At 62.9% G+C, this 25,254-nt stretch carries 25 protein-coding genes; 18 read left to right on the top strand and 7 right to left on the bottom strand.

What is annotated here, in order from left to right; translation table 11 throughout:
- Positions 1–98 precede the first annotated feature (98 nt).
- From KBZ22_RS02985 to KBZ22_RS02965, 5 genes are all read left to right on the top strand, one after another.
- Positions 99–824, top strand: a complete 726-nt coding sequence (locus KBZ22_RS02985; protein WP_254942233.1) for a response regulator — start codon at positions 99–101, stop codon at positions 822–824.
- On the top strand, positions 802–2,130 hold the full coding sequence (locus tag KBZ22_RS02980; RefSeq protein WP_255020980.1) for an ATP-binding protein: 1,329 nt from the start codon (positions 802–804) through the stop codon (positions 2,128–2,130). The genes KBZ22_RS02985 and KBZ22_RS02980 overlap by 23 nt, the downstream gene beginning before the upstream one ends.
- A gap of 135 nt (positions 2,131–2,265) precedes the next feature.
- On the top strand, positions 2,266–2,652 hold the full coding sequence (locus KBZ22_RS02975; protein WP_255020979.1) for a hypothetical protein: 387 nt from the start codon (positions 2,266–2,268) through the stop codon (positions 2,650–2,652).
- An 80-nt stretch (positions 2,653–2,732) separates the two neighbouring features.
- Positions 2,733–3,128: a glycine zipper 2TM domain-containing protein gene (locus tag KBZ22_RS02970; RefSeq protein WP_255020978.1), complete on the top strand. Its 396-nt coding sequence runs from the start codon at positions 2,733–2,735 to the stop codon at positions 3,126–3,128.
- A gap of 151 nt (positions 3,129–3,279) precedes the next feature.
- Positions 3,280–3,744 (top strand): hypothetical protein, encoded by a 465-nt coding sequence (locus tag KBZ22_RS02965; RefSeq protein WP_255020977.1) that lies wholly within the window; start codon positions 3,280–3,282, stop codon positions 3,742–3,744.
- A 40-nt stretch (positions 3,745–3,784) separates the two neighbouring features.
- Here the strand turns inward: KBZ22_RS02965 and KBZ22_RS02960 are convergent, their stop codons facing one another.
- On the bottom strand, positions 3,785–4,990 hold the full coding sequence (locus tag KBZ22_RS02960) for a phosphoglycerate kinase (protein WP_255020976.1): 1,206 nt from the start codon (positions 4,988–4,990) through the stop codon (positions 3,785–3,787).
- Positions 4,991–5,148: 158 nt separating this feature from the next.
- Between KBZ22_RS02960 and KBZ22_RS02955 the strand changes: the two genes are divergently transcribed.
- The 3 genes from KBZ22_RS02955 to KBZ22_RS02945 are packed head-to-tail and all read left to right on the top strand — an operon-like array spanning position 5,149 to position 7,375.
- On the top strand, positions 5,149–5,523 hold the full coding sequence (locus KBZ22_RS02955; RefSeq protein ID WP_254942239.1) for a universal stress protein: 375 nt from the start codon (positions 5,149–5,151) through the stop codon (positions 5,521–5,523).
- Entirely contained in the window at positions 5,523–6,434 is a 912-nt protein-coding gene (ylqF, locus tag KBZ22_RS02950; protein ID WP_255020975.1) for a ribosome biogenesis GTPase YlqF, read from the top strand. The genes KBZ22_RS02955 and ylqF overlap by 1 nt, the downstream gene beginning before the upstream one ends.
- Entirely contained in the window at positions 6,431–7,375 is a 945-nt protein-coding gene (locus KBZ22_RS02945) for an RluA family pseudouridine synthase (RefSeq protein WP_255020974.1), read from the top strand. Before ylqF ends, KBZ22_RS02945 begins: the two co-directional genes overlap by 4 nt.
- 6 nt (positions 7,376–7,381) lie before the next feature.
- On the opposite strand, the gene KBZ22_RS02940 is transcribed toward KBZ22_RS02945, so the two are convergent.
- A complete protein-coding gene (locus tag KBZ22_RS02940; protein WP_255020973.1) occupies positions 7,382–8,983 on the bottom strand; it encodes an ABC transporter ATP-binding protein in 1,602 nt (533 codons plus the stop codon).
- A gap of 52 nt (positions 8,984–9,035) precedes the next feature.
- Here KBZ22_RS02940 and KBZ22_RS02935 point away from each other — a divergent pair, with 52 nt between their 5' ends.
- A complete protein-coding gene (locus tag KBZ22_RS02935; RefSeq protein WP_255021173.1) occupies positions 9,036–11,366 on the top strand; it encodes a bifunctional (p)ppGpp synthetase/guanosine-3',5'-bis(diphosphate) 3'-pyrophosphohydrolase in 2,331 nt (776 codons plus the stop codon).
- Here the strand turns inward: KBZ22_RS02935 and KBZ22_RS02930 are convergent.
- Positions 11,363–11,512 (bottom strand): hypothetical protein, encoded by a 150-nt coding sequence (locus KBZ22_RS02930; RefSeq protein ID WP_193486314.1) that lies wholly within the window; start codon positions 11,510–11,512, stop codon positions 11,363–11,365. The two genes, KBZ22_RS02935 and KBZ22_RS02930, sit on opposite strands and share 4 nt — an antisense overlap.
- A 139-nt stretch (positions 11,513–11,651) precedes the next feature.
- Here KBZ22_RS02930 and KBZ22_RS02925 point away from each other — a divergent pair, with 139 nt between their 5' ends.
- The 3 genes from KBZ22_RS02925 to KBZ22_RS02915 are packed head-to-tail and all read left to right on the top strand — an operon-like array spanning position 11,652 to position 14,097.
- Positions 11,652–11,840 carry a hypothetical protein gene (locus KBZ22_RS02925; RefSeq protein ID WP_254931775.1) on the top strand — a complete coding sequence of 63 codons (189 nt, stop codon included), beginning with the start codon at positions 11,652–11,654 and terminating at the stop codon, positions 11,838–11,840.
- Between the two features lie 44 nt (positions 11,841–11,884).
- Positions 11,885–13,270: a tRNA uridine-5-carboxymethylaminomethyl(34) synthesis GTPase MnmE gene (mnmE, locus tag KBZ22_RS02920; RefSeq protein ID WP_254931774.1), complete on the top strand. Its 1,386-nt coding sequence runs from the start codon at positions 11,885–11,887 to the stop codon at positions 13,268–13,270.
- Between the two features lie 53 nt (positions 13,271–13,323).
- A complete protein-coding gene (locus KBZ22_RS02915) occupies positions 13,324–14,097 on the top strand; it encodes a hypothetical protein (RefSeq protein WP_255020972.1) in 774 nt (257 codons plus the stop codon).
- Here KBZ22_RS02915 and KBZ22_RS02910 read toward each other — a convergent pair.
- Both KBZ22_RS02910 and KBZ22_RS02905 read right to left on the bottom strand, forming a co-directional pair.
- The gene (locus tag KBZ22_RS02910) at positions 14,088–15,659 is read right to left on the bottom strand and encodes an NCS2 family permease (protein ID WP_255020971.1); all 1,572 of its coding nucleotides are present in this window, start codon (positions 15,657–15,659) and stop codon (positions 14,088–14,090) included. The genes KBZ22_RS02915 and KBZ22_RS02910 overlap by 10 nt on opposite strands.
- Positions 15,660–15,685: 26 nt before the next feature.
- Positions 15,686–16,300: a phosphoribosyl-AMP cyclohydrolase gene (locus tag KBZ22_RS02905; protein WP_255020970.1), complete on the bottom strand. Its 615-nt coding sequence runs from the start codon at positions 16,298–16,300 to the stop codon at positions 15,686–15,688.
- 117 nt (positions 16,301–16,417) lie between these two features.
- Here KBZ22_RS02905 and nadC point away from each other — a divergent pair, with 117 nt between their 5' ends.
- The 6 genes from nadC to KBZ22_RS02875 all read left to right on the top strand — a co-directional run bounded on the left by nadC (position 16,418) and on the right by KBZ22_RS02875 (position 22,871).
- Positions 16,418–17,287, top strand: coding sequence for a carboxylating nicotinate-nucleotide diphosphorylase (gene nadC, locus KBZ22_RS02900; protein ID WP_255020969.1), 870 nt, complete (start codon positions 16,418–16,420; stop codon positions 17,285–17,287).
- Positions 17,288–17,360: 73 nt separating this feature from the next.
- Positions 17,361–18,377, top strand: coding sequence for an extracellular substrate binding-like orphan protein GrrP (grrP, locus tag KBZ22_RS02895; protein WP_255020968.1), 1,017 nt, complete (start codon positions 17,361–17,363; stop codon positions 18,375–18,377).
- Between the two features lie 31 nt (positions 18,378–18,408).
- Positions 18,409–18,822 (top strand): GrrA/OscA1 family cyclophane-containing rSAM-modified RiPP, encoded by a 414-nt coding sequence (gene grrA, locus KBZ22_RS02890; protein WP_255020967.1) that lies wholly within the window; start codon positions 18,409–18,411, stop codon positions 18,820–18,822.
- A gap of 20 nt (positions 18,823–18,842) precedes the next feature.
- Positions 18,843–19,997 carry a cyclophane-forming radical SAM/SPASM peptide maturase GrrM/OscB gene (gene grrM, locus KBZ22_RS02885; RefSeq protein WP_255020966.1) on the top strand — a complete coding sequence of 385 codons (1,155 nt, stop codon included), beginning with the start codon at positions 18,843–18,845 and terminating at the stop codon, positions 19,995–19,997.
- 40 nt (positions 19,998–20,037) lie between these two features.
- Positions 20,038–21,813, top strand: a complete 1,776-nt coding sequence (gene argS, locus KBZ22_RS02880; RefSeq protein ID WP_255020965.1) for an arginine--tRNA ligase — start codon at positions 20,038–20,040, stop codon at positions 21,811–21,813.
- A 236-nt stretch (positions 21,814–22,049) separates the two neighbouring features.
- Positions 22,050–22,871, top strand: coding sequence for a glycosyltransferase family A protein (locus tag KBZ22_RS02875; RefSeq protein ID WP_255020964.1), 822 nt, complete (start codon positions 22,050–22,052; stop codon positions 22,869–22,871).
- 48 nt (positions 22,872–22,919) lie between these two features.
- On the opposite strand, the gene KBZ22_RS02870 is transcribed toward KBZ22_RS02875, so the two are convergent.
- Together KBZ22_RS02870 and KBZ22_RS02865 are read right to left on the bottom strand one after the other, a co-directional pair.
- Complete coding sequence (locus tag KBZ22_RS02870) at positions 22,920–23,726, bottom strand: hypothetical protein (RefSeq protein WP_255020963.1); 807 nt, start codon at positions 23,724–23,726, stop codon at positions 22,920–22,922.
- Positions 23,727–23,808: 82 nt separating this feature from the next.
- Complete coding sequence (locus KBZ22_RS02865; RefSeq protein WP_255020962.1) at positions 23,809–24,810, bottom strand: hypothetical protein; 1,002 nt, start codon at positions 24,808–24,810, stop codon at positions 23,809–23,811.
- Positions 24,811–25,254: the final 444 nt, after the last annotated feature.

The following is a 25,254-nucleotide window of genomic DNA, read 5'->3' as shown; positions in this document are numbered from 1 at the left end:
CTTAGGTGGGAATGAACTCAGGCTATGCAGCCCTGTGCTGCCCGCTATTGCCAGATTCCGGCCAAGCTGTGACTAAATCTTTCCGGAATGGCACCGCGATGTCCCCTGGTCAAAGCATCTGGGTGGTTGATGACGACCCCGAATTGCGGAGCATGGTGGGCACCTACCTGATCGACCAGGGCTATGACGTGCGCTGCCTGGCAGACGGAGCCCAGCTGATGGCGCGGTTGGCAGGCCAGCGTCCCGATCTGGTGGTGCTGGATCTGATGCTGCCGGGAGACGATGGCCTCACCCTGCTGCGGCGTCTGCGAGACGGCGGTGACGATCTGCCGGTGGTGATGCTCACCGCTAAAGGCGATGCGGTGGATCGGATCATCGGCCTGGAGCAGGGCGCCGACGACTATCTGGCCAAGCCGTTCCTGCCGCGGGAGCTCACCGCCCGCATTGAGGCGGTTTTGCGTCGCCGCGTCGCCCTGCCGGCCGGTACGCCCTTGGCCGAAGGGGAGTCCTTGACGATTGGTGAGCAGGTGCTGGATCTGGCGGCCCGCACCCTGGAGCAGGGGGGAAGGATCACGGTGCTCACCTCAGGCGAATTCGCTTTACTGGCGGCCTTTGTGCAGCATCCGCACCGACCTCTTTCGCGTGAGCGGCTGGTCGAGCTGGCGCGGGGGCCGGATTCAGTGACAGACAGCCGCAGCATGGATGTGCAGGTGTCGCGGCTACGCAAATTGGTGGAGCCGGATCCCGCTCGCCCCCGCTATCTGCAGACGGTGTGGGGCTATGGCTATGTATTCGTGCCCGATGGTCAACCTCGCAGCCGTTAGGACCGCCCTGCGCTACGGCCTGGTGGGACTTGGGGTTGCCCTGCTGAGTACGGCCCAGTTGCAGGCGCTGCTGGCCGAGCGTCTGCAGCGGGCCCGCATTGCCCAGTTGGGGCCCGAGGTGCTGTTTCAGGTGCGCCTAGCGGAGCTGGCCCTCGATCGCTTGCCGCCGGCGACCCTGGCCCGGCTCAGTGGCCTGTCCCTGCGAGTCGGGGCCCTTCCCCCCACCTCCACCAACTCTGCTCTGGCTGCCGAGGGACGGCTGCTGCGCCAGCAGCTCTGCCGTGAGCTGCGGCCCTGTCCCACCGTGCTGCCGGCGGCGCTGCCGCACAGGGGTGTGTGGGTGCAACTGCTGGCGCCGCTGGAGCCGGTGTGGCTGCTGGCGCCGATTCCGCCGGCCCGCCGCTGGCCGCCCGATCCCTGGCTGCTGCTGGCGGGTCTGGGGCTGGGCGGCAGCGTGGCGCTGCTGCTGTTTTTCTGGATCGAGGTGCAACGCCCCCTGCATCAGCTGCAGCGGGCCCTGGGCGGGGTAGGCACCGCCGCCCGGCCACCCGCTCTGCCGGAGGAGCGTGGCACCACCACCGTGCGCCAGCTCACCGGCCGCTTCAATGCCATGGTGCGGCGCTTGGGGCGCGTCGAGCAGGAGCGTTCGGTGATGTTGGGTGGCATCGCCCACGACCTCAAAAGCCCGATTACACGATTGCGCTTTCGGCTCAGCTTGGCCGGCTTGCCGGGAGTGGATCTGCAACAGGCTGAGGCCGATTTGGCGGCCCTGGAGCGGATCACTCAACAGTTTTTGCTGTTCGCTGGGGGTAACGACAACGAGGTGGCCGTGGCGGTGCCGCTTGACCAGCTGCTGGCCGAGGTGGCGGCGGGCCTGGATGCCGACACCCTGGCCCTGGAGCTGCAGCCCTTGCTGCGTGTGGTGCAGCCGGTGGCGCTTTCCCGGGCCGTGGCCAATTTGATCGATAACGCCCGCAGTTACGGCGCACCACCGCTGAGGCTGGTACTGCAGTCCGGGCCGCCTGAGGGGGAGGGCTTCCGCATCGTGCTTTGGGATGGGGGCTCCGGCATCCCCGCCGCTAAGTGGGATCAGGCCTTGATGCCCTTCCAGCGGCTCGATGCCGCCCGAGGTGGCAGCGGCCACTGCGGCCTGGGGCTGGCGATTGCCGCTCGGGTGGCGGCCGCCCACGGCGGTGGGCTGGAGCGGCTGGAGAGCGATGGCTCCGGCAATGGCCCTAGCCCCGCCTTTGGATTTCGTTTTGGAATCGCCCTTTGGGGGCGCTCCAAAAGCCAGCTGGGGAGCTGAAACTGCCGGTTAACCCCCGCGTCTGTCGGATTTGGTCACAGGTTGGTGGCAACTCGGTTGCACTTCGCCCGTTGGTTCGCCGCAAAGTTCCGGGGTGACAGCTCAAGGCTGCACCATTTCACCCACCTTCTTCCCATGAAGTCCTTTCCCCTTCCCCGTCTGGCCTTGGTGCTGGGCCTGTTGGGTAGCGGCGCCGTTAGTGCCGGCTCCGCCATGGCCGATCCCCAGTTCCCCGGTCGAGCCTTCGGCCCCTGGAGCCCTAATTCGGACCTCACGCGCGGCTGGGTTCAGGCTCAGCGGGCCTTGGCGGATCAGTCCTATCGCCAGACCCAGTGGCGCCTCGACCAACTGGATCGCTGCCTCAGCAGCGCCCGTGAGCGCTGGGACAACGACCAGTGCCTGCGCCGCGATGAGCAGGTTCGGGAGCGTCAGAGGCGGCGCGATCAGAAGGAATGGCAGCTTCTGATGGACCGCCAGGGCTTCACCGCCCAGCTGCCCGGGCGGCCCGGCCTGAGCCTCTGACGGCCTTTTCGGTTTTCTTTCTCCGAACCCCTTTCCCCGCCACACCACCTACCTCGAGATCACCTTCCGCAAGATCAACCATGCGCCTCTCTGCTCTTCCTCTCGTTTTGGCCGGCCTGCTCGGCAGTGCAGCCCTGGCTCCTGAGGCCGCCCAGGCCTATCCCTACGGCGATCAGCGCTACGGGGATCAGCGCTACGGCGGTCAGCGCTACGCCTACGACAACTACGGTCCGCCCCGAGGCCGAACCTATGCCCCCCTGCCCGTGAGTCCCTATGGCTACCCCATCGCCTCTGAGCCTGAGCCCTATAGCCCTCCTCCCGTGAATCGCTGCAATAGGGGCACCGTGCTGACCGGGGCTGCCATTGGTGGCGGACTGGGTGCGATGTTGGCCAGCAACTCCCGCAACCGCCTCTGGAGCCTGCCAATGGGGGCCGCGATGGGCGGCATCTTGGGTGGTGTGATCTCCGGTTGTTGAAGCCGGCTTCAGCCGGCGCTGCGGTTGTGCACAGTCAGATCCGGTCACAACTTTCCGCCGGCTTAGTCACATTTCAGTGAAAAGGAGCGCCCAGGATTCAGGGGTGGATCCGCTCCAAGCGGCTCCACCTCACCCCACCTCACTTACAGCTATGAATCTTTTGCACACCTTGTTGCCTAGAGCCGGACAGCGCCCTGCCTCCCTGCTTCTGGCAGGCGCCTTGTTAATCATGGGGGTGAGTGGGGCCGGTGCTGCGGCCTTCGCCGAAGGCACCGGTTACGGAAGGCGCCCCAACCCTGAGCGCCGCGAAGCGATGCAACGCCAGCAGGCCGAGGCGATGGCCAAATTGAGCAGCCAGGAGCGCCAGGCTTATTTCGCCGCCCGCCGACAGCTGGAGCAGCGGGTTTCCGTCGAACGCCTGGACCAACTGAGCCAGGCCGAGCGCTGCATGGTGCCGGCCCGTGGCGTCGATGCCTTGCAGAGCTGCCAGCGCAACCTGCAGGACCAGGCGATGGAGCAGCGTCGCCGCTGGATGAGCGAACGGGCCGAGCTTCAGCGCCGCTTTGGCTTGCCGGGCTGGGACAAGGACCAGCGCCAACAAAAAAAGGGGGCCTGAGCCCCCTTTCGCGGTCAGCCTGGATCAGGCCACTTCCAGATCAGGCCTCATCTAGTGCTGCCACGCCTGGAAGCACCTTGCCTTCCAGCAGCTCCAGGCTGGCGCCACCGCCGGTGGAGATGTGGGACATCTTCTCGGCTACACCCACCTTTTCCACGGCTGCCACGGAGTCGCCACCGCCGATGATCGTGCAGCAGCCCTTGCCGCTCAGGTCGGCCAGGGTGTGGGCGATGCCGTTGGTGCCGGCGGCAAACTTGTCGAACTCGAACACGCCCATGGGGCCGTTCCAGATCACGGTTTTGCAGTCAGCCAGGGCTTCCTGGAAGGCTTTGAGCGAGTCGGGACCGATGTCCAGACCCATCCAGCCATCCGGGATGGCGTCGATCGACACGGTCTGGCTGTTGGCGTCGGGGGCGAAGTTGTCGGCCAGCACCACATCGGTGGGCAGCAGTAGCTGCACGCCCTTGGCGGCCGCCTTGGCCTCCAGCTCCTTGGCCAGCTCAAGCTTGTCCTCTTCCACCAGGCTCTTGCCCACCGCTAGGCCACGGGCTTTGTAGAAGGTGAAAATCATGCCGCCGCCGATCAGCACCTTGTCGCACTTGTCGATCAGGGCCTCAAGCACGCCGATTTTGGAGCTCACCTTGGAGCCGCCCACGATCGCCGCCAGGGGACGCTTGGGCTCGTCGATGGCGCCCTGCAGGTACTGCAGCTCCTTCTCCATTAGGTAGCCGGCCACGCTGGGGCTGAGCGCCTTGGTGACGCCCTCGGTGGAGGCATGGGCCCGGTGGGCGGCGCCGAAGGCGTCGTTCACGTAAACATCGGCAAGGGCGGCCAGCTGGGCAGCGAAACCGGCGTCGTTCTTCTCTTCTTCAGCGAAGAAGCGCACGTTTTCGAGCAGCACCACATCGCCTTCTGCCATGGCTGCCACCTTGGCTTCGGCGTCGGGGCCGATGCAGCTTTCGGTTTTCACCACGGGCTTGCCAAGCAGCTCGCTGAGGCGGCCAGCCACGGGGGTGAGGCGCATGGCTTCGTTCACCTGGCCCTTGGGACGGCCGAAGTGGGCCGCCAGGATCACCTTGGCGCCCTTGCTGCTCAGGTCTTTGATCGTGGGCAGGGCGGCCCGGATGCGGGTGTCGTCGGTGATGGCACCGGCGTCATCTAGCGGTACGTTGAAGTCAACCCGCACCAGCACGCGCTTGCCGCGGAGCTCATCGGCCGAAAGGCTGGCCAGGGATCGCTTCGCCATGGGTTATGGAATAACTGAATTGCCGGGGGAGATTAGCCCCCGCGGGCCCCAGCCAGCCCAGGCTTCGGATTCCCCCCTGCCATCCGCCCTGGCCGGGCGACGAATCGACCCCCAGACTGAAGCCACGGGCTTGCATCTGCCCGGCCGCATTACGCCCCATGTTTGACACCGTTCTCTTTCCCATCGACCAGAGCCGCCAGGCGATGGAAACGGCTGCGGTGGCCTTGAAACTGGCCCAGCAGCACTCCAGTACCCTGGTGTTGCTGTCGGTAGTGGAGCCCGAGCAGGACGACCCAGCGGCGGTTGCTGCCCTGCTGCAGCAAGCCCGCGCTCGCTTTGAAGAGGCCGGCGTCAGCTGCCAGGTGATCGAGCGGGAGGGCAAGCCCGCCTTCGTGATCGGCGATGTGGCAGATGAGATCAATGCTGACGTGATCGTGATGGGCACCCGCGGCATTGCGATCGAGAGCGATCAGCAGAGCACCGCCGCCCGGGTGATCCAGCTGGCTCCCTGTCCGGTGCTGGTGGTGCCCTGATGCCCCAGACGCTTCCGCTCAGCGTCAACGCTCCTGCGATTCAGTGGTACCCAGGCCACATCGCTAAGGCGGAGAAAGCTCTCAGCGCCAACCTGGCCAAGGTGGACCTGGTGATCGAGGTGCGCGATGCCCGCATACCCATGGCCACCTCCCACCCGCGGCTGCAGCGCTGGATCGGCAATAAGCAACACCTGCTGGTGCTCAACCGGGTCGACATGATCCCGCCGCCGGTGCGCCAGGCCTGGACCGCCTGGTTTCGAGCCCAGGAGCAGACCTGCTGGTGGTGTGATGCCAAGGCCGGCACCGGCGTTAAGCAGCTGCAGCAGGCGGCGATCCGAGCCGGCGTAGCCCTCAATGTTCGCCGGGCTGGGCGCGGCATGAAGCCACGGCCGGTGCGGGCGCTGATGCTGGGCTTCCCCAATGTGGGTAAATCGGCCCTGATCAATCGGCTGGTGCGTCAGAAAGTCGTAGACAGCGCCCGCCGTGCCGGTGTGACTCGCAGCTTGCGCTGGGTGCGGCTGGGCCAGGACCTCGACCTGCTCGACGCCCCCGGCGTGCTGCCGCCCCGCCTCGACGACCAGCAGGCAGCCCTGCGCTTGGCCTTGTGCGACGACATCGGCCAGGCGGCCTACGACAACGAAGCCGCAGCCAGGGCCTTCCTGCAGCTGCTCACCCTGCTTGAAGCCGAGCCAGCTGCTGGCGTTCCGGCTGGGCTGGTGGGCCAGCGCTATGGCATCCCCCTGGGTGTGCTGCCTGGCGGCGGCCCCGATGTGGAGGGCTGGTTGGGGACCGCTGCGGAGCGCCATACCAGTGGCGACAGCCTGCGCATGGCCACCAAGCTGCTCGATGATTTTCGCTGCGCTCGCTTGGGGGCCATTGCGCTTGAGCTGCCGGTTTTGACTCCTCCATGAGCGAATTTGGTGAGGGCGAAGGTGAGCTGCTGACGCTCACCTATCCCAAGCCGCTGCCGATGCGGCTGGATCGCTGGCTGGTGGCCCAGCGGCCGGAGCAGAGCCGCGCCCGGATCCAGAAGTTCATCGAGGCGGGCTACGTGCGGGTGAACGGCGTCACGGGGCGGGCCAAGACACCCCTGCGTCAAGGCGACAGCGTGTCGCTGTGGATGCCGCCGCCCGAGCCCCTTCCCTACCTGCTGCCCCAGGCGATGCCGCTTGATGTGCTGTTTGAAGACGCCCACCTGATCGTGCTCAACAAGCCCGCCGGGCTCACGGTGCACCCGGCCCCTGGCAACAAGGACGGCACCCTGGTGAATGGCCTGTTGCACCACTGCCCAGACCTGCCCGGCATCGGCGGCGAACTACGGCCCGGCATCGTGCATCGGCTCGATAAGGACACCACGGGCTGCATCGTCGTGGCCAAGAGCCAGGAGGCCCTGGTGAAGCTGCAGGTGCAGATTCAGAAGCGCATCGCCTCTCGCCAGTACCTGGCGGTGGTGCACGGCCAGCCAGCTGGCGACTCCGGCACGATCGTCGGGGCGATCGGCCGCCATCCCGTCGACCGCAAAAAATATGCCGTGGTTCACGACGATTCGGGGCGTCATGCCTGCACCCACTGGCGCCTGGTAGAGCGCTTGGGGGATTACAGCCTGCTGCGTTTCAAGCTCGACACCGGTCGCACCCACCAGATCCGGGTGCACTGCGCCCACGTGGGTCACCCGATCGTGGGCGACCCCACCTACTCCCGCTGCCGCAAGCTGCCGCTCGAGCTGCCTGGCCAGGCTTTGCACGCCGTGCAGCTGGGACTTGATCACCCGATCACCAAGCAGCGGCTGGTGTGCGAAGCGCCGCTGCCGGAGGTGTTCGAGCGTTTGCTGGCCGTGCTCAGGCGGCGCTAGGCAGGGTCATGCAGCTATGGGCAGTCGCGGGCAGGCTTCCACCAGGATTCTGGTGATGGCGGTCTGGGGATCGCTCAGCAGCCGGGAGCCGGGGCCCTCCTCCACGATCTTCCCCCCCTCCAGCACCAGCACCCGGTGGCAGAAGCCACTGGCCACCGACAGGTCGTGGGTGACAAACAGCATCCCCAACCCCAGGCGCTCCTGCAGCTCCCGCAACAGGGCCAGCACATCTGCCTGCACCTCGGCATCCAGCATGCTGACGCTCTCATCGCAGAGCAGCACCTGGGGCTCCAGGATCAGGGCACGGGCAATCGCTACCCGTTGCTGCTGACCACCAGAGAGTGTGCGGGGCAGGCGGTTTTCAAAGCTTTCCGGGGGGGTGAGCCCCACCGCTGTCAGCAGTTCGCGGGCGCGTTGACGGGCCTGGGAGCGGTTGGCCAGGCCGTGGATCAGCAGGGGATCGGCAATCGCCTCACCCACCACCATCTGGGGGTTGAGGCAGGCCAGCGGGTCCTGAAACACCATCTGAATGCCGCGCCTGGCCTGGCGCAGTGCTCGGCCCCGCAGGCTGAGCAGGTTTGTGCCCTGCAGCCGCACCGTGCCACCCCGCACCGGCGCCAGCCCCATCAGGGCGCGGCAGAGGGTGCTTTTGCCGCAGCCGGAGGCTCCCACCAAGCCGATGGTTTCGCCCTGCTGCAGGCGCAGGCTGACGCCATCCACCGCCTTAAGCCAGCGGGCTTGCCAGGGCAGGGATGGCAGTGGATGCCAGCTGCGCAGCTGCTCGATTTCCAGCAGCAGTGGTGCTGGCGGTGGCGGGAAACTTTCGGCGCCCTCCCGCTCCCGTGCCTTGGCCACCAGCCGTTGGGCCAGGGCGGAGGCGGGGGCCATCAGCAACTGCCGGGCTGGCGCCTGTTCCACCAGGCGTCCCTGATCAAGTACGGCGATCTGGTCGCACCAGCGGCCCGCCATGGCCAGGTCGTGGCTGATCAGCAGCAGGGCGCTGCCCGCTTCGCGGCAGAGGTTGCTGAGCTCCGCCATCACCTGGCCGGCTACGGCCACATCCAGGCTGGTGGTGGGTTCATCGGCGATCACCAGCGGCGGCTCCAGGGCCATCGCCAGGGCGATCGCTAAGCGCTGGCGCATGCCGCCACTGAATTCATGGGGATAGCTGCCGTAGCGCTCCGGGCCGATGCCCACCCGGATCAGAAGGGTTTCCGCCCGTTGCCGCACCTGGCGCCTCTGCCAGCGGGGCCGGTGGGCCGCCAGGGTGTCGGCCAGGTGATCGCCGATCGTCAGCAGCGGGTTGAGGCGGGTCATCGGGTCCTGGAACACCAGCCCCACCGCTTCACCGCGCAGTTGGCGCAGGGCCGGACGGGCCATTTGGCTGGGGTTCTGACCCGCTAGCAGCAGGGAGCCACTGCACTGGCTGCCCGGGGGCAGTAGTTGCAGCACTGCCCGGGCCACGGTGCTTTTGCCGCAGCCGGAAGGACCCACCAGGGCCAGGCGATCGCCGGCCGCCAGGGTCAGGTTCAGGCCGTCGAGGGTGGGGCGCTCCGCGTCCGGATAGCGCACCACCAGGTTCTCAATTGCGAGCACGGGGCTGGTCATGGCCACCAGCTTGGCCCCACTTGCCTACGATGAGGGGAAGGCGCAGGCTGAAATGCTCAGGGCGGCCCCGAATCTGGATGCAACAGCCGTAGCTACTCGAGTGGCGGCAGCTCCAGATCTGGTGCGCAAGCCCATTCGCAGTCCTGCCGACTACGGCGTGCCCTTGCCGGAGTGGTTGCAGCGCTGCATCGAGCATGTGCCGCCGGGACAGGGGGTGAGCTGCCCCACCGATGCCGAGGCCCTGCTGGCTTCCGCTTTTGACTTCGCCTACCAGCTGCACGAGGGCCAGTTTCGGGCCAGTGGCGAGCCCTACATCATTCATCCGGTCGCCGTTGCCGACCTACTGCGCGATATCGGTGCCAGCGCCGGCGTGATCGCTGCGGGCTTCCTGCACGACGTGGTGGAGGACACCGAGGTCACCGCTGAGGAGATCGAACAGCACTTCGGCGCCGAGGTGCGGGCCCTGGTGGAGGGGGTTACCAAGCTCGGCGGCATTCACTTCACCAACCACACCGAAGCCCAGGCTGAAAACCTGCGCCGCATGTTCCTGGCCATGGCCAGCGACATCCGGGTGGTGCTGGTGAAGCTGGCCGATCGGTTGCACAACATGCGCACCATCGCGGCGCTCAAGCCCGAAAAGCAGTTGCGCATCGCCCGGGAAACCCGGGAGATCTATGCCCCCTTGGCCAATCGCCTCGGCATTGGCCGGCTGAAGTGGGAGCTGGAAGATCTGGCTTTCAAGATCCTCGAGCCCGAGGCCTACCGGGACGTGCAGCAGCAGGTGGCCACCAAGCGCAGCGAGCGCGAGGAGCGCCTGGCGGTCACGGTGCAATTGCTGCGAGACCGGCTTGCCGCCGTGGGCTTGGCCAATTGCGAAGTAAGCGGCCGGCCCAAGCACCTTTATGGCATCTGGAGCAAGATGCAGCGCCAGCAGAAGGCGTTCCACGAGATCTACGACGTGGCGGCTCTGCGGATTCTTTGCCCCAACTTCGAGAGTTGTTATCGGGCTCTTGCGGTGGTGCACGACACCTTCCGGCCGATCCCGGGGCGCTTCAAGGATTACATCGGCTTGCCCAAGCCCAATGGCTACCAATCCCTGCATACGGCGGTTATCGGCCGGCACCGGCCGATCGAAGTGCAGATTCGCACCACCGATATGCACCAGGTGGCCGAATACGGCATTGCTGCCCATTGGAAATACAAGGAGGGCGGTTCGCCTGCCGCCTCTGGAGCCGATGCCGAGCGGTTCAACTGGCTGCGGCAGCTGGTTGATTGGCAGAAGGATGACGGCGGCACCGACAGCAACGACTTCCTGCGCTCGATCAAAGAAGATCTCTTTGATGAGGAGGTATTCGTATTTACTCCCAATGGCGATGTGGTGGGTTTGCGTAAGGGTTCTACGGCCGTAGATTTCGCCTATCGCATCCACTCGGAAATCGGCAATCATTGCCAAGGTGTGCGCATTAATGACCGGCTATGCCCGCTCGCCACACCTCTGCGGAATGGTGACTTCGTGCAGGTGGTTACCGCCAAAACGGCCCACCCAAGCCTCGACTGGCTCAATTTCGTGGCTACCCCCACGGCCCGTAATCGCATTCGCCACTGGTACAAAACCAGCCACCGCGAAGACAACCTCCAGCGCGGCACCGAGATGCTCGAGCGCGAGCTCGGCCGCGATGGCTTCGATGCCCTGCTCAATGGTGAGGCGATGGCCAAGGTGGCCCGCCGCTGCAATCTCACCTGCACCGAAGACCTGCTGGCCTCCCTCGGCTTTGGTGGGGTCACCCTGCATCAGGTGCTCAACAGGCTGCGGGAGGAAATGCGCCTGGCCAGCGAAGCCTCCACCCCCGTGGTCAGCAATGAGCAGGTCGCGGCCAAGGTGGCGGCCCACGCTGCCCAGGTGGCGCATCAAGCGCCGGTGGGTGGGGGTGGCACCAGCTCAATCCTTGGCCTTGAGGGCCTCGATTACAGGCTCGGGGGCTGCTGCAGTCCCCTGCCTGGCGAGCAGATTCTTGGGGCGGTGGCTCTCGGCAACCACGGCATCACCATCCACCGCCAGGACTGCTCCAATGTGTCCCAGGTGCCGGCCGAAAGGCGGCTGCCGGTGCGCTGGAATTCCGCCTCCGAGACGCGCCCGCGCCGCTACCCGGTGCAACTGCGCATCGAGGTGCTCGATCGCGTTGGGGTGCTTAAAGACATCCTCACTCGCCTTTCCGATCACCGCATCAACGTCTGCGATGCCCGGGTGCGCACCAATCCCGGCAAGCCGGCCCGCATCGATCTGCGGGTGGAGCTTGAGAGTTCCAGCCAGCTAGCTAGCACGATCAATCAAATCCGCTCCATGGCCGATGTGCTGGACATCGCCCGCACGGGCATCGGCTAGGGCAGGGTGAAGCCGGAGGTGTTGAGATGTTTGAGGTCAAGCATCACCAGCGTCAGCCACACCAGCAGGGCCAAGCCGCCGACGGCGCCGAAGCCAAGCAGCAGGGTTGACAGTGCTGAGCGCGCAGATCCCTTGCCGTTCGTCACGAGTGCCCCTGAATAGAAGCTGATTCTCTCACTGTTGAGGCGTTTGCCCTCATAGGTGCGGCTGGCGCGGTCGTGATGTCCGCTACAGCGTGCCTTTGAAAGCCCAGTTACAACCTGCCCATTCCCCGGATTCCCCACCATGACCTCCGAGCAGGCGGCCCAACTGATAGACGACACCCTGGACTTGGTGCACCAGCGGCTCCAGGACCTGCAGGCCCAGGCCCTGCCCCGCGAGCAGCACGCCTTGGCCGAGGAATTCCGCGAATGGCGCCATCCCGTTGGTGGCCATATCGATTTGATGGTGTTTCCCGGCCTGGCTAATCCCTGAGCCGGGTGCTCGATCTGTGGGCACTTTGGCGCTGAAATGGGGTCATGCCAGACCCCGCCGGATTTGCTGACACCATCGCCGCCGTGGCCACCGCTGTGGCTCCAGGCGAGGGCAGTGTGGCGATCGTGCGGATTTCTGGCCCCGAGGCCGAGCCGATCGGCCGGCAGTTGTTTGCGGCCCCCGGCCAGCAGAGCTGGGAGAGTCACCGGGTGCTCTACGGCCATGTGGTGGATCCTGCTAGTGGCGAGCGGCTCGATGAGGCCCTGCTGCTGCTGATGCGGGCCCCCCGCAGCTTCACCCGGGAAGACGTGGTGGAACTGCACTGCCATGGCGGCCTGGTGGCGGTGCAGCGGGTGCTGGAGCTGGTGCTGGCGGCTGGGGCGCGGCGGGCCCTGCCGGGGGAATTCAGCCAGCGGGCGTTTTTAAACGGCCGGCTCGACCTCACCCGCGCCGAGGCGATCAGCGAAATGATCACGGCCCGCAGCCGCCGGGCGGCCCAGCTGGCCATGGCTGGCCTCGATGGCGGCCTGCAGCTGCGCATCGGCGCCCTGCGCGAGCGGCTGCTGGATCAGTTGGCGGAGCTGGAGGCGCGGGTGGACTTCGAGGAGGACCTACCCCCCCTCGATGGCGCGGCAGTAACGGCCGAATTGGAGGCGGTGCGGCTTGAGCTGGAGCAACTGGTGGCTGAGGCGCGCCAGGGGGAGTTGCTGCGCCGGGGCCTGCGGGTGGCGATCGTGGGCCGGCCCAACGTGGGCAAATCCAGCCTGCTCAACCTGCTCAGCCAGCGAGAGCGGGCGATCGTGACCGACCTACCGGGCACCACCCGCGACCTGCTGGAAAGCGAGCTGGTGCTTGACGGCGTGCCTCTCACCCTGCTCGACACCGCCGGCATTCGCCCCACCAGCGACCGGGTTGAGCAGCTGGGCATCGAGCGCTCCCGCCAGGCCCTGGCCGCCGCTGATGCGGTGCTGTTGCTATTTGATCTGGAGGCGGGCTGGAGCCTGGAGGATCAGGCCCTGCGGGAGCTGGTGCCCGAGGGCGTCGTGCTGCTGGTGGCAGGCAACAAGGCTGATGGGGCTGGCCTGCAGGTGGGTCTGGTGCCCGCGGGGGATGGGGAGCCGGCAGATGTGCGCTTCAGCGCCCTCACTGGCGCCGGCCGCGATGAGCTGGTGGCGGAGCTGCTGCGCCGCTGCGGAGCTGGCTGCCTCGAAGGCGTGCAGGTGGCACTCAATGCCCGCCAACGGGATCTGGCGGCGGCGGCAGCCCTGAGCCTGGGGGCTGCCCTTGAAGCTGCGGCGCAGCAGCTGCCCTGGGACTTCTGGACGATTGACCTGCGCGCCGCTGTGCGTGCCCTCGGTGAGATCACCGGCGAGGCGGTGAGCGAGGCAGTGCTGGATCGGGTGTTTTCGCGTTTCTGTATTGGCAAGTAGGGCTCTTAAAAACTGCCTCTTGCCAAACTGCAATCACTTGATGGTGTGCGTCGATGGCCAGCCCCCGCGCCCTGCTCGCTGCCGTGGCTATTTGCGCTGGCCTGGTGCCAGGGGCAGGAGCTGCTGAAAAGTCGGCTGCGGCGGCCCTGGCCCAGTGCAAAGCACCCGCGCCTGGCACCTTTGTGGTGCTCGGGAGCGGTCAGCAGCGGGGCGAACCCACGGCCCTGCTGATGCAGGAGCGCTGGTTTGCCGATGGCCGCATCGAAGGGGTGCGCTACCTGCGGGAGGGTCGCCGTTTTACGGAAGATCGCTACAGCGGCCAGGTGAAAGCCGATGCCAACTGCTGGGCATTAGTTGAGCGCCAGGGTTCGGCCGGTGCCATGGCTGACGCGGTCGCCCTGGATCGACTGGGCCGGCCGCGCACTTCCCTGGTGGTAGCACCCAGTGAGGTGTTGTCGTTGCGCTACGTGGCCCAGGCGCCAGGCGCTTGCCGGCCCGAGCTCGATGGCCTGGTCACCAGCCAGCAGCAGGGCCAGAGCTGGCTAGCCGGCAGTTGGCAGCCCAATGCGGTGGTGCAGCGGGAGTGGTGGCAGGCAGGGGCAGTGCAGGGCCTGGCGATGTCGAGCTACGCCGGACGCCAGGACCGGGCCACCTACAGCGGCAGCCTCAAGCTGGCTGCCAGCTGCCTGGGTTCGATGACCCAGAGAGACTCTGCGGGCGCCTCCTACAACTACAAAGTGGTGCTGCTCGCCAATGGTGGTGGCTACGTCTACCTGCAGACCGACCCAGACAATCTCACCCTCGGTTTGCTGCAGCATCAGCGCTGAGGCCGGAGGCCCCAACGGGTTGCCAGGAACACCAGGGCCATCAACCCATAGCCGAGGGCCCAGCTCTGGCCCACGCCCCAGCCCAGCTGCAGCACGGTGTCTGAGCTGGTGAATTGCCAGGCGTGGATCACACCAAACCAGGACAGCACGGCTGCGATGGCTGCGCAGGCCGCCGCCGCCAGCAGGCGGGCCTCGATCACGTACACGAGCATGCCCGCCAGCAGCATCGCCGTGATGATCTGGCCTTGCTCAAGGGCGAAGGCCCCGGCGGCCCACACATCGGCCTGGGCCAGGGGCGCCAGCATGGCTGGCCCAAAGGGGTTGGCGGCCGTGCCGCTGCCACCGGCCCGCAGCCCCGCTTTCAGCATCAGGGCTCCCCAGCCGGCCAGCCCGGGCAACAGCCCGAGGGCCACGGCCGGAGCATGGCGAGGCGGCGTGGCCTGGAAGGCCTGGGCAGCGATCACCAGGCCGATGTAAAGCACGATCGCCATACCGGCTTCAATCGGCACCAGTTGGCCGACCACTCCAAACAAGCCCAGCAGGCAGGCGGCGCCCATCACCACGCCATTGAGCCAGGAGTAGCCAATGCGGGCGCCCATGGCTTTCCAGCCCGGGTGGCCGATGTAGATGGTGGTGGGAAAGCAGGAGCCCAAGGTGGCGGCGGCCAGGGTGCCAATGCCATTGATCAGCATCGAGCTGGGCACCGGATAGCGATCGCCGGCGGCTTCGGCGCTCTCCAGGTTTTGCAGCGAGCCGATCACATTGAAAAGTCCCATCGGCACGATTACCCCCAACCAGGGCACTAGCTGGCCGCGCGCCTGCCATAGGTCTGCCAGTTGCAGCTTGGGTATGTGGAGCCCAATCAGGGCCGTGCTGCTCTGCCAGCGCACTGGATCGAGGTCGATCAAACCATTGGCCCAGGCCAGGGCTATGCCCAGCAGCACGGCCACCAGGCCGGCGGGCACCGGCCAGCGCACCGGCGCGTAGTAGCCCACCAGGATCACTGCCAGCACTGCCAGCCCCACCACCGGTTGGGCGTAGGTGCGCAGCAGGAAGCCCAGGGCGATGTAGCCCAGGGCAATGCCAGCCAGGGTGGAGAGCAGGGCTGCGCGAGGCAGCCAGCGCTGCAGGCTGTTGCCGATGAAGGCACCGGAGCATTCGATCAACCCCGAACCCAGGCAGGCGATCAGCCCAGCTCGCCACGAGAGGGTTACCGCTGCGGCTGGATCCAGGCCCTGGCTCAAGGCCGTCAGCTTCACCGGCAGCATCACCAGAAACACATAGGCGAACAAGCTCACCGTGTTGATCCCGTAGGGGAGGGCGGTGCGGTCGTCGCGCCCCTCGCGCTGGTCGAGCTGAAAGGCCTGGCGGGCGTAAGCCAGGTTGCCCACCACCAGGCTGATGCCAGTGGCAGGAAGGATCGCGCCGAAGATCAGGCTGTCGGGATAGCCGAGTACGCCGCGGCAAAGGGCCACGATCAACAGGATCTGGATCAGGTTGTCGAGCCCGAGGCCGAGGAAGCCATCGAGGTCACCGGCGGTCCACCAGCGGGGTTTGGTCATGGCGATCGTTGCAGATGCGGTGAGGCTCAGCCGCCGTAGTTCAGCGATGAATGGTGCAGAACGATGCGCACGCTGCCATAGTTTTCTTTGACAAACGTCCAGGTCTTGTCAACGCTGGTGACTTTGCCAGTGGCGTCGGTGAAGATCACATTGCCCATGGTGGTGGCCGATGCCCCATTCAGCTGAATCACCTGGTTCACAATCCTGCAAGAGCGCCAGGGCTTGATGGCGAAACCCTTGTCTTGGGGGAATTTGGGATTGTTGCCCACAAAGTAGGCGAGGGCACCTTCTCGATCAGTGCGAAAGGTTTGTGCGCCTGAGGCCAAGGTTGGCTTGAAGGCCACTGGCCCGTACTGATAGCCATAGGCTTGATCTACCACTTTTGTGGCGGTTGCCTTGGCTTTGGTGATCCCGCCCTTGGCGTAGTCCGCACTGATCTGCAGCAGGGCCGTGCACCAACCTTCCTGGGCCTTGAGCACTTGGGCGAGGGAAATGTTGTTGTCCAAGATTTGGACGTCAGGGGTGGGTTGTGTCAGGGCGGCCTTGGTTTGGGCCATGGCGGCGGTGGTGCCGGATCCCGCCAGGCTCAGCAGCGCAACGGCAGTAAGGGGGGCAAGGTTGCGCAGGTTGGGGCGGATCAAGGGGGGAGCACGTTGGATCTGGCTTTAGTAAATACGTGGGCGCGGATTTGGCAACCGTTGGCGTATCCGGCTGGCCTATGACCTCGCATCATTAGATCGTCATGCTCCGGAGGGGTAATGCCTGCTGCCCATCTGCCCTTCACCCCCGAGCTGGAGCTGCAGCTGCGCGCCTGGCTGGCAGAAGATATTGGCCGTGGCGATCTCACGGCTGTGGCGCTGGCTGGTCGCCCTGGCCGGGCCCACTGGCTTGCCAAGGCGCCAGGGGTGTTTTGCGGCGGGGTGCTGGTGGAGCCGCTGTTCCGCTTGCTGGATCCGGCGCTGCGGCTGCAGTTGCTGGTGGCTGATGGTGAGCCGGTGGTGGCAGGCCAGCGCCTGCTGGAGCTGGAGGGTGGGGCCGCTGCCCTGGTGGCCGGCGAGCGCACGGCCCTCAACTTGGCCATGCGACTTTCCGGCATCGCCACTGCCACCGCCGCCCTGGTGGCCGAGCTCGAGGGCACGGGTGTGCGCCTTGCCGACACCCGCAAAACCACGCCGGGTCTGCGCCGACTTGAAAAGTACGCCGTTCGCTGCGGGGGCGGCAGCAACCACCGCCAGGGCCTCGATGATGCCGCCATGCTCAAGGAAAACCACCTGGCTTGGGCGGGTGGGGTGGCTGGTGGGGTGGAGGCGGCGATCGCGGCGGTGCGGGCCCATGCTCCTTGGCCGGCCCGGGTGATTGTGGAGGCGGAAACGGCGGCTGAGGCGGCAGCGGCGGTGCAAGCGGGTGCTGATGGGGTGCTGCTGGATGAATTCCCGCCGGCCCAGTTGCGGCAGCTGGTGCCCGAGTTGCGCAGCCTGGCTGGCGGCCGGCAGCTTGTGCTGGAAGCCTCAGGCGTGCAGCCCGAGCAGCTAGGCGACTACGCCAGCAGCGGCATCGACCTGATCTCCACCAGCGCGCCGATCACCCGCAGCGCTTGGCTTGATCTCAGCATGCGGTTTGATTTTTGAGCCCAGTTGGCAGAGCAGCGTTGGCAGTGGCGCCGAGCCTCTGCATACTTCTGATAGTTCATGTCGAGGTTGGGTGGCAGCACCAAAGCGCAGCTTTTCCAAGCGCAGCCCTCGCTTAGCTGGCCTTGGCCGCCGGCTGGCTGCTGGCGTGGGAGCTCTCGGACTGCTGGCCACAATGCCGGCGGCGGTCCAGGCCCAATCCCAAACCAAACTCCCGGCCCAACCCCCGGCCAAGCCCCAGCTCGAGGGGGCGGTGCAGCGGGCAGCTCGCAGCGGCCAGCTGGTGCTGAGTGGTTTCGCCGACGTCCCACCCCTAATGATGCTGAGCCCCCAGGGCCAGCCCTCCGGCTACGGCATCTTGGTGGCTGAACGCATTGCCGCTGAGCTCAGCCAGGCCGTGGGCCGTCCTGTGAGTGTCCGCTTTGCGCCGATCAGCGATCCGGCCAGCCTGGTGAACAGCATCACCAGTGGCAAGGCGGATCTCGCCTGTGGCCTGCCGTTCAGCTGGGCGGTGGACATGCAGGTGGATTTCTCCCTGCCGATCGGCCTTTCCGGCGTGAGATTGCTGGCGCCCACCGGGCGTTTTGATGGCAGTCCGGCCGCTCTTGCGGGACGGCGGATTGGGGTGGTGCGCCAGTCGCTGGGTGAAACCGAACTGCGGGGCATGCAGTCCAAGGCCACGCCCGTTGCCTTCGACAGCCTCAAGGCTGCCGTTGCCGCGATGCAGGCCGGCACCGTGGAAGGCGTAATTGGCGACACGATCGTGCTGGCGGGGCTGGTGCGCCAGCAGGGGCTGCCAGGTTTAGAGCTCAGCCCGGCTTTGCCCTACGAGGCCTATGCGGTGAGCTGTGTGCTCGCCGAAAACGACTCGGCCTTCCGCAACGTGGTCAATCTGGCGATTGCCCGGCTGCTCCAGGGCTACCTCGATGGCCAACCGGACACGGTGACCGCAGTGAACCGCTGGCTCGGTCCGGAAAGTGCGGTGGGATTGCCCGAGTCTGCGATCCGCGCCAGCTTTGAGGCTGTGCTGTTGGGGGTTGAGACGATTCGCCCCGTTCTTGAAGGTCAGGCTGCTTCGACCGGTCGCTGATCCCCTCGCTGAAACCCTTTTCGCAGTTGTTATGGCGTTCTTGAACCGCTCCCATCTCTTCGGCCTGTTGCTGCTGGCCTCCCTGCCCCTCGATGGGGCGGCGGCCCTGGCCTTGGCCAGCGCCCAGCATGAGCCTTCAGCCCAGGACCAAACCGCAGCTAAACCAACCTCCCTCAGCATTGAGGAGCGGCTGAGCCGAATTGCGGCGGCAGTGCAGGAGCGCGATGGAGCCGAAGCCTCTGGATTGCCCGATGACGCCGTGTCCTATGTGTTCGTCAACGGCTCGGGCCTGGGCTGGGGCAACGGCGGCTTTCGCAACGGCGGCTTCTATAACGGCGGTTTCAACAACGGCGGCTTCCGCAATGGGGGCTTCTATAACGGCGGCTTCCGTAATGGTGGCTTCCGTAATGGGGGCTTCCTAAATGGTGGTCCCTACTGGCGCTGATCGCTCCCCGGGCTGCTGAAGTGGAAAGTCAGTCTTACGGCCCCGTGCGGCTGCTGGTGGTACAACCCACCCCCTATTGCAACCTCGATTGCGACTACTGCTATCTGCCCGATCGGGGTGATCGCACCCAGCTCTCACTTGAGCTGCTGGAGGTGGCGGTGGAGCGGGTGCTCGATAGCCCCTATTTCGAGGGGCAATTCACCCTGCTCTGGCATGCGGGCGAACCGTTAATGGCGCCAATCGCCTTCTACGACCAAGCCAGTGCGCGCTTGCGCCAGCTGCTGGAGCGGCGCGGCCTGCCCGCCAGCACGATCGTCCAGTCGCTGCAGACCAATGCCACCGTGATCAATGGGGCTTGGTGCGACTGCTTCGAGCGCAATGACATTCACGTGGGGGTGAGCATGGATGGCCCTGCCTTCCTGCATGACGCCCACCGGGTTACTCGCACCGGCTTGCCCACCCATGGGGCGGTGATGCGGGGGATCGACTGGCTGGTGCGGCGCCAGATTGCTTTTCAGGTGATCTGTGTGCTCACCGCCGACGCCCTCGACCATGCCGATGGCCTGTTTGATTTCTTCCTCGAGCACGGCATCACCGACGTGGGCTTCAACATGGAGGAAACCGAAGGTGAAAACGCCGCCTCCAGCCTCAAGGCCCCCCGCGCGGAGCAGGGCTATCGGGTGTTTTTAGAGCGGTTTTGGCAGCGCTGCATGGAGCAGCCGGGGAGCCTGCGCCTGCGGGAATTTGACGGGATCGTCAGCTTGGCCTGCAGCAATGCCCGCATGGCCCAAACCGACATGAATGCTCCATTCGCGATCGTCAATGTGGACGCCCGCGGCAATGTGTCGACCTTTGATCCGGAGTTGCTTTCGGTGCCCACCGCCGAATACGGCGATTTTGCTTTTGGTCATGTGTTGCACGACAGCCTGGAAGCCATCGCCGCCACTGACAAATTGCAGCGGGTGCTGCAGGAAATTCGCTCCGGTGTGGAACGCTGCCGCCAGGAGTGTGAGTACTTCGGGCTGTGCGGGGGTGGTGCGGGCAGCAACAAATACTGGGAGCACCGCAGTTTCGACTGCACCGAAACCCAGGCCTGCCGCTATCGCATCAAGCTGGTGGCCGATGTAGTGCTGCAGGGAATGGAGGCAGACCTGCAGCTGGCTGGAGAGGGATGATCACAGCAAGTGCCTGCCGCCACTGCGGCCCACCGTTGCCATGCTGACCGTTCTCCACGCCCTGCAGGGCCAGCTCCTGGCAGCGATGCAGCGGGCCTTCCCCGAGGCGGGCCAGCCCCTCGATCCCCAGCTGGCGCCGGCGTCTAAGCCGGAATTCGGCGACTTCCAGGCCAATGGGGCCCTGCCCCTGGCCAAACCCCTGGGCCAGCCGCCCCGGGCTATTGCCACGGCGATCGTGGCGCAACTTACGGCCGATCCCGCCTTTGCCGAGCTCTGCCTGGAGCCCCAGATTGCAGGGCCCGGCTTCATCAACCTCACCCTGCGGCCCGAGCGGCTGGCGGCGGAGCTGCAGGCCCGCCTTGGCGATCCGCGCCTGGGGGTGCCAAAGGTGGAGCTGCAAGCCCCGGTGATTGTGGACTTCTCCAGCCCCAACATCGCCAAGGAGATGCATGTGGGGCACCTGCGCTCCACGATCATTGGTGATGCTTTGGCGCGGGTGCTGGAGTTTCGCGGCCACCCGGTGCTGCGGCTCAACCATGTGGGCGATTGGGGCACTCAATTTGGGATGCTGATCACCCACTTGAAGCAGGTGGCGCCAGAGGCTCTCACCATGGCGGATGCGGTGGATCTGGGTGATCTGGTGTCCTTCTATCGCCAGGCCAAGGCCCGCTTCGACGACGACGAAAGCTTCCAAAACACCTCCCGGGAGGAGGTGGTGAAGTTGCAAGGGGGCGATCCGGTGTCGCTTAAGGCCTGGGGATTGCTGTGCGACCAGAGCCGCCGCGAATTTCAGAAGATCTACGACCAGCTCGGCATCCGTCTCACCGAGCGCGGCGAATCCTTCTACAACCCCTACCTGCAGGCTGTGGTTGACGACCTCAGGGCTGCCGGGCTGCTGGTGGTCGATGCCGGCGCAGGTTGTGTGTTTCTTGAGGGGGTGAGTGGCAAGGACGGCCAGCCCCTGCCGCTGATCGTGCAGAAGAGCGATGGCGGCTTCAACTACGCCACCACCGACCTGGCGGCGATTCGCTATCGCTTCGCCCATGGGCCGGGCGGCGATGGAGCCAGCCGAGTGATCTATGTGACCGATGCGGGCCAGGCCAGCCATTTTGCTGGCGTATTCCAGGTGGCCCAGCGGGCGGGCTGGATTCCCTCCCACTGCGGCGTCGAGCACGTGCCCTTCGGTTTGGTGCAGGGCGACGATGGCAAAAAGCTCAAGACCCGCTCCGGCGACACGGTTCGCCTCAAGGACCTGCTCGATGAGGCGGTGGAGCGCACAGAGGCTGATCTGCGTCAGCGCCTTGCCGATGAGCAGCGCAGCGAAGACGAGGCCTTCATCCAGCAGGTGGCCACCTCCGTGGGCTTGGCGGCGGTGAAGTACGCCGACCTCAGCACCAATCGGATCACCAACTATCAGTTCAGTTTTGATCGGATGCTGGCACTTACGGGCAACACGGCGCCCTATCTGCTCTATGCGGTGGTGCGCATCGCCGGCATCGCCCGCAAGGGCGGCGATCTGGGGGCTGGCACCGTTGCTTCACTCACCTTCAGCGAAGCGCAGGAGTGGGCGCTGGTGCGGGAGCTGCTCAAGTTTGATGGGGTGATTGCTGAAGTGGAGCAGGAGTTGTTGCCGAATCGGCTTTGCAACTACCTGTTTGAGCTCAGCCAGGTGTTCAACCGCTTCTACGACCAGGTGCCGGTGCTCAAGGCCGAGGAGCCGGCCCGCTCTTCCCGCTTGGCCCTGTGTCGTCTCACCACCGACACCCTCTCCCTGGGCTTGGGCCTGCTGGGTATTCCCACCTTGGAGCGGATGTGATGGAGCTTCTGAGTTCAGCAAGCCTGACTTTTAGATTACATCTATTTGCCCAAGTGATTGTGTTTCGCTCAAGGTCAATTAGTTGGCTGCCCGTCTATCAAATTCTGGCACGCTGCCTGTTGATTTATTCAAGATGTGCCACCGTGCCGAGCCATGAAGTTTTGCTTGAAGAGGTAAAGACTGGTCGGAAAATGCATAGATGCCATGGCAGTCCGGCTTGGTAGCTGATTAGGGAAATGACAAAACTCATTATTTCGCTAACAACTATTCCGCCAAGGTTTAAGTATGTGCAAGAATGCTTATGGTCGTTGCTTGTCCAGACGGCAGAGGTGGCAGCAGTCAACCTCTATATACCTCGGGGCTACAAGCGATTTAGCTATGCCGAATCGGATCTCCCTAGGCTGCCAAAGGGTGTAAGTCTACGCGTAGTTGATAAAGATCTTGGACCTGCGACAAAAATTTTACCGGCTTGTCGAGAATATCGAGGCCAAGATGTCAATATTCTTTTCTGTGATGATGACAGGATCTATGATCGTGAATGGGCACAAAGGTTTGTGGATGCGTCAAAAGAGCGACCAGATTGCGTAGTCTGTGAACGAGGAAATTATCTTTCGCATCCGGACTACGTTAATAATAACCACTGGATTTCATGTCGTTATCCACAAGCAGAGCCGATGCGGAGGGGATTTAGGTACAGAGTCCAGAGAATACTGAGTTTGGGGCGATGGAAATCGTTGAAATGGCTTAAGTCAGGCTATATTGATATTCTAGAAGGATGGGGTGGGGTAATGGTAAAGCCAGATTTTTTTGATGACTTTGCCTGGCAAATTCCAGATATTTTATGGACAGTCGACGATGTATGGCTTTCTGGTTGCCTCGAGATGCAAGGAATCCCAATTTGGTTGAATGCTAAATCCAGGCCGGTCGTAAATCAAACTTCGAATGAAGTTGAGCACGCAGCTTTACGAAATTTTGTCTACAAGGGTCATGATCGAAAAGCAGCAAACAAAGAATGCATAGCCTATTTTCGACAAAGTTTTGGCATCTGGGGCGGCTAAGTTAATTGCTGGACAGGACGTAAAATTTGGTGCAGTGCTTGCTACTATTTAAACTAGTTTGCCTTCCAGCTGATTATATTTCATTTTGAGTCCACCGGTAAGCGCGGCAAATCGTGAGAATTCAGATGGTACAGATCGCAACAGAAACCCGCATTTTGAGAGTGCAAAAAAATCAGTAATCATGTCGTCTGAATTGGTTTGGCGAAGTCTGTCACTGTTATATGAAGCGGAGTTGTGAATAACCCGTAGATCAGTATTCGCCGTGATTATATCGCTCCATGTATTTCTTGCTTCTAGGCTATCGCAAGCAAGATAGGCATGGCTGCAGCCATTGAGCGTGGATAAGTTATTAATCGCTTTAAGCATTATTCCTGTTACGTCTTTTGGCGCGTGACCGGGACGATTTGTATGAATAGAGTCGGTCGTTCTAATGTGTACCCCAATGCAATGAGCACCAAGGGGCATTGAATCAATTTTGGTTTTCACTACAGGGGATTTTGGCTTTATCCTTTTCATACCCTCATAGCCAAATTTCTTAATGATTGTTCCCTTGGCGCTATTATGATTAACCTTGAGAAAATATGAGCCGTCTATCCTGTCCTCGCCCTGAATAAAGCGAATTCCTTCGATTTCAATTAGATCAGTAATGTTCCAAGGGAATGCATCGCTACTTTTCTCTTCATAGTAGAAATAATCAACCTTATATAATCGCGATAAAAGCATTAATAGTGAGATGCCGCGAAGGCGGTCTCCGAAGCCAGTTGTGCCAACTTCTTTAAAGTGAATAACTCTATTCGAGCCAAAAAAATGCGTTAAAGGCGGAAGAATTTTGGCTATTTCGATCAATGCTCGCATACAAGAGCCCTCCGGCAGGCGGGAGTATCATAGTACTTGTTTTGGCGTAGCATGATAGATGGCTAGGCTAAATATGTAAATTTCACCATTGGCGTTTGGCTATGCTTGAAAGCCACTTTTTAAGCCGCATTAGTGGCTTCTGTGAAATATAATCATTTATAATTTCAGATGGAGATGTGCAAGGCACTTCTGCAAAGAGCAATGGGAAGCCAGGATGCTTTATTATATCTTTTGGTAGATCAAGGCTGTCAGCAGGAACAATAGCCCAGATTTCGTGATGCGCTTCTTTGCGAAAAAGCGAGGATCGATTTTTAATTAAATCGTGCACACTTGAGGGCCTTGCTGTTTGTATTTTAGCTTCTTGATGAGAAAAGCTTTTGAATTTATTTGCCAAGGAGCTGTCGTTGCCTAAGTATGAAAAGTGCCAGCCGCCATTAGTGATTCGTTTCCTGAGCAAGCTGTGATCAAATAGATGCTTATGCTTGCGCCCTTGTAGATTTCTGCCAGTTACTCGCATGCTTGCAGTGCTAACTTTGTGCCCTGCTTTGATTGCGGTGGTTCCAAGCCAAGGTAATTTTTTAGAATAGACTAGCTCATAATTGAGGCGGAAGTAAAAAAGTCTTTGCTCGAAAACTGCGAGTAGCTTGTCGCTGCTACTTTGAATTTCTTCAATTGCATATCTAATTGCCCTGGGGGAAGGTATTTCGTCAACGTCTGATAGCAGAATAATGTCTTGGCTATGGGTGGCTAATGCCTGCGCTGTAGTGAAAATAGACTCGCGTTGGTAATTTTCCCTCTCCCATGCCGAGTCGCAGTAATGGGGGAGGTCAATTATTTTTATGGTTACCTTGGGATTACTTGCAATGTCGTGGGCGCATTCTGTATCTAGGATGCACTTTTTGGAGAGGCCTGTGAATGTTTGCCTGGCTTCAACTATTACAAAGTGGTCTACGTATTCATCTAGAATGCTTATGCGTAGCCTAAGCAAGTCAAGTTCGTTGAAAAAAATTGAGCAGTCGATAACTTTGAAGTCCGACGTGCCCTGGAGGCGTTGTTGGGTGCTTCCGGGTTGAATGTCATTCAAAATCTTGCCTCTTTGGGTTTTGGCTGGCTGAAGCTGATTGTTTTATGAAAGTAAGTGGAATACTGTTCGCCTTGCTACTGCCTTCCTTGCTCGGGCTGAACAACGCGGCGAAGTTTTTGCTCTTGCGTCCAGCATCCTTGGGGCTTGTCAAGGTATTGGAAAAACTTGTTTGAGAAGTTTCCCTGCAAACAGGTGTGTTGAGCTAGGCGCCAAGTGTGACTCCTTTGTGCAAGAACATCCTGAAAGACAGATGGACCTGTTATGTCGTAGACGTTGTTGCTTTGTGAGGTTTCGATTCGATAAAGTACCTCATCTAGGGAAGCTCTGGTCAACGAGGGTTTCACGCTGGCAGCACAGAGCAATTTTGCAGATAGGTGGATTTCTGGGTGATCCAGCTCTAATTTACCTTCTTCTTACTCTTTGAGAGTAGCTTTGAGCCTATTC

The sequence above is a fragment of the Cyanobium sp. L1E-Cus genome (assembly GCF_024345755.1).
In the GTDB taxonomy this organism is placed as follows: domain Bacteria; phylum Cyanobacteriota; class Cyanobacteriia; order PCC-6307; family Cyanobiaceae; genus Cyanobium_A; species Cyanobium_A usitatum.
Note: the sequence above shows the minus strand (reverse complement) of the source record. Positions and strands in the feature narration are given on the sequence as shown.

Coding starts and splice junctions, on each gene's coding strand:
- KBZ22_RS02985 (WP_254942233.1), top strand. CDS start 99: ATGTCCCCTGGTCAAAGCATCTGGGTGGTTGATGACGACCCCGAATTG.
- KBZ22_RS02980 (WP_255020980.1), top strand. CDS start 802: ATGGTCAACCTCGCAGCCGTTAGGACCGCCCTGCGCTACGGCCTGGTG.
- KBZ22_RS02975 (WP_255020979.1), top strand. CDS start 2,266: ATGAAGTCCTTTCCCCTTCCCCGTCTGGCCTTGGTGCTGGGCCTGTTG.
- KBZ22_RS02970 (WP_255020978.1), top strand. CDS start 2,733: ATGCGCCTCTCTGCTCTTCCTCTCGTTTTGGCCGGCCTGCTCGGCAGT.
- KBZ22_RS02965 (WP_255020977.1), top strand. CDS start 3,280: ATGAATCTTTTGCACACCTTGTTGCCTAGAGCCGGACAGCGCCCTGCC.
- KBZ22_RS02960 (WP_255020976.1), bottom strand. CDS start 4,990: ATGGCGAAGCGATCCCTGGCCAGCCTTTCGGCCGATGAGCTCCGCGGC.
- KBZ22_RS02955 (WP_254942239.1), top strand. CDS start 5,149: ATGTTTGACACCGTTCTCTTTCCCATCGACCAGAGCCGCCAGGCGATG.
- ylqF (WP_255020975.1), top strand. CDS start 5,523: ATGCCCCAGACGCTTCCGCTCAGCGTCAACGCTCCTGCGATTCAGTGG.
- KBZ22_RS02945 (WP_255020974.1), top strand. CDS start 6,431: ATGAGCGAATTTGGTGAGGGCGAAGGTGAGCTGCTGACGCTCACCTAT.
- KBZ22_RS02940 (WP_255020973.1), bottom strand. CDS start 8,983: ATGACCAGCCCCGTGCTCGCAATTGAGAACCTGGTGGTGCGCTATCCG.
- KBZ22_RS02935 (WP_255021173.1), top strand. CDS start 9,036: ATGCTCAGGGCGGCCCCGAATCTGGATGCAACAGCCGTAGCTACTCGA.
- KBZ22_RS02925 (WP_254931775.1), top strand. CDS start 11,652: ATGACCTCCGAGCAGGCGGCCCAACTGATAGACGACACCCTGGACTTG.
- mnmE (WP_254931774.1), top strand. CDS start 11,885: ATGCCAGACCCCGCCGGATTTGCTGACACCATCGCCGCCGTGGCCACC.
- KBZ22_RS02915 (WP_255020972.1), top strand. CDS start 13,324: ATGGCCAGCCCCCGCGCCCTGCTCGCTGCCGTGGCTATTTGCGCTGGC.
- KBZ22_RS02910 (WP_255020971.1), bottom strand. CDS start 15,659: ATGACCAAACCCCGCTGGTGGACCGCCGGTGACCTCGATGGCTTCCTC.
- nadC (WP_255020969.1), top strand. CDS start 16,418: ATGCCTGCTGCCCATCTGCCCTTCACCCCCGAGCTGGAGCTGCAGCTG.
- grrA (WP_255020967.1), top strand. CDS start 18,409: ATGGCGTTCTTGAACCGCTCCCATCTCTTCGGCCTGTTGCTGCTGGCC.
- argS (WP_255020965.1), top strand. CDS start 20,038: ATGCTGACCGTTCTCCACGCCCTGCAGGGCCAGCTCCTGGCAGCGATG.
- KBZ22_RS02875 (WP_255020964.1), top strand. CDS start 22,050: ATGACAAAACTCATTATTTCGCTAACAACTATTCCGCCAAGGTTTAAG.
- KBZ22_RS02870 (WP_255020963.1), bottom strand. CDS start 23,726: ATGCGAGCATTGATCGAAATAGCCAAAATTCTTCCGCCTTTAACGCAT.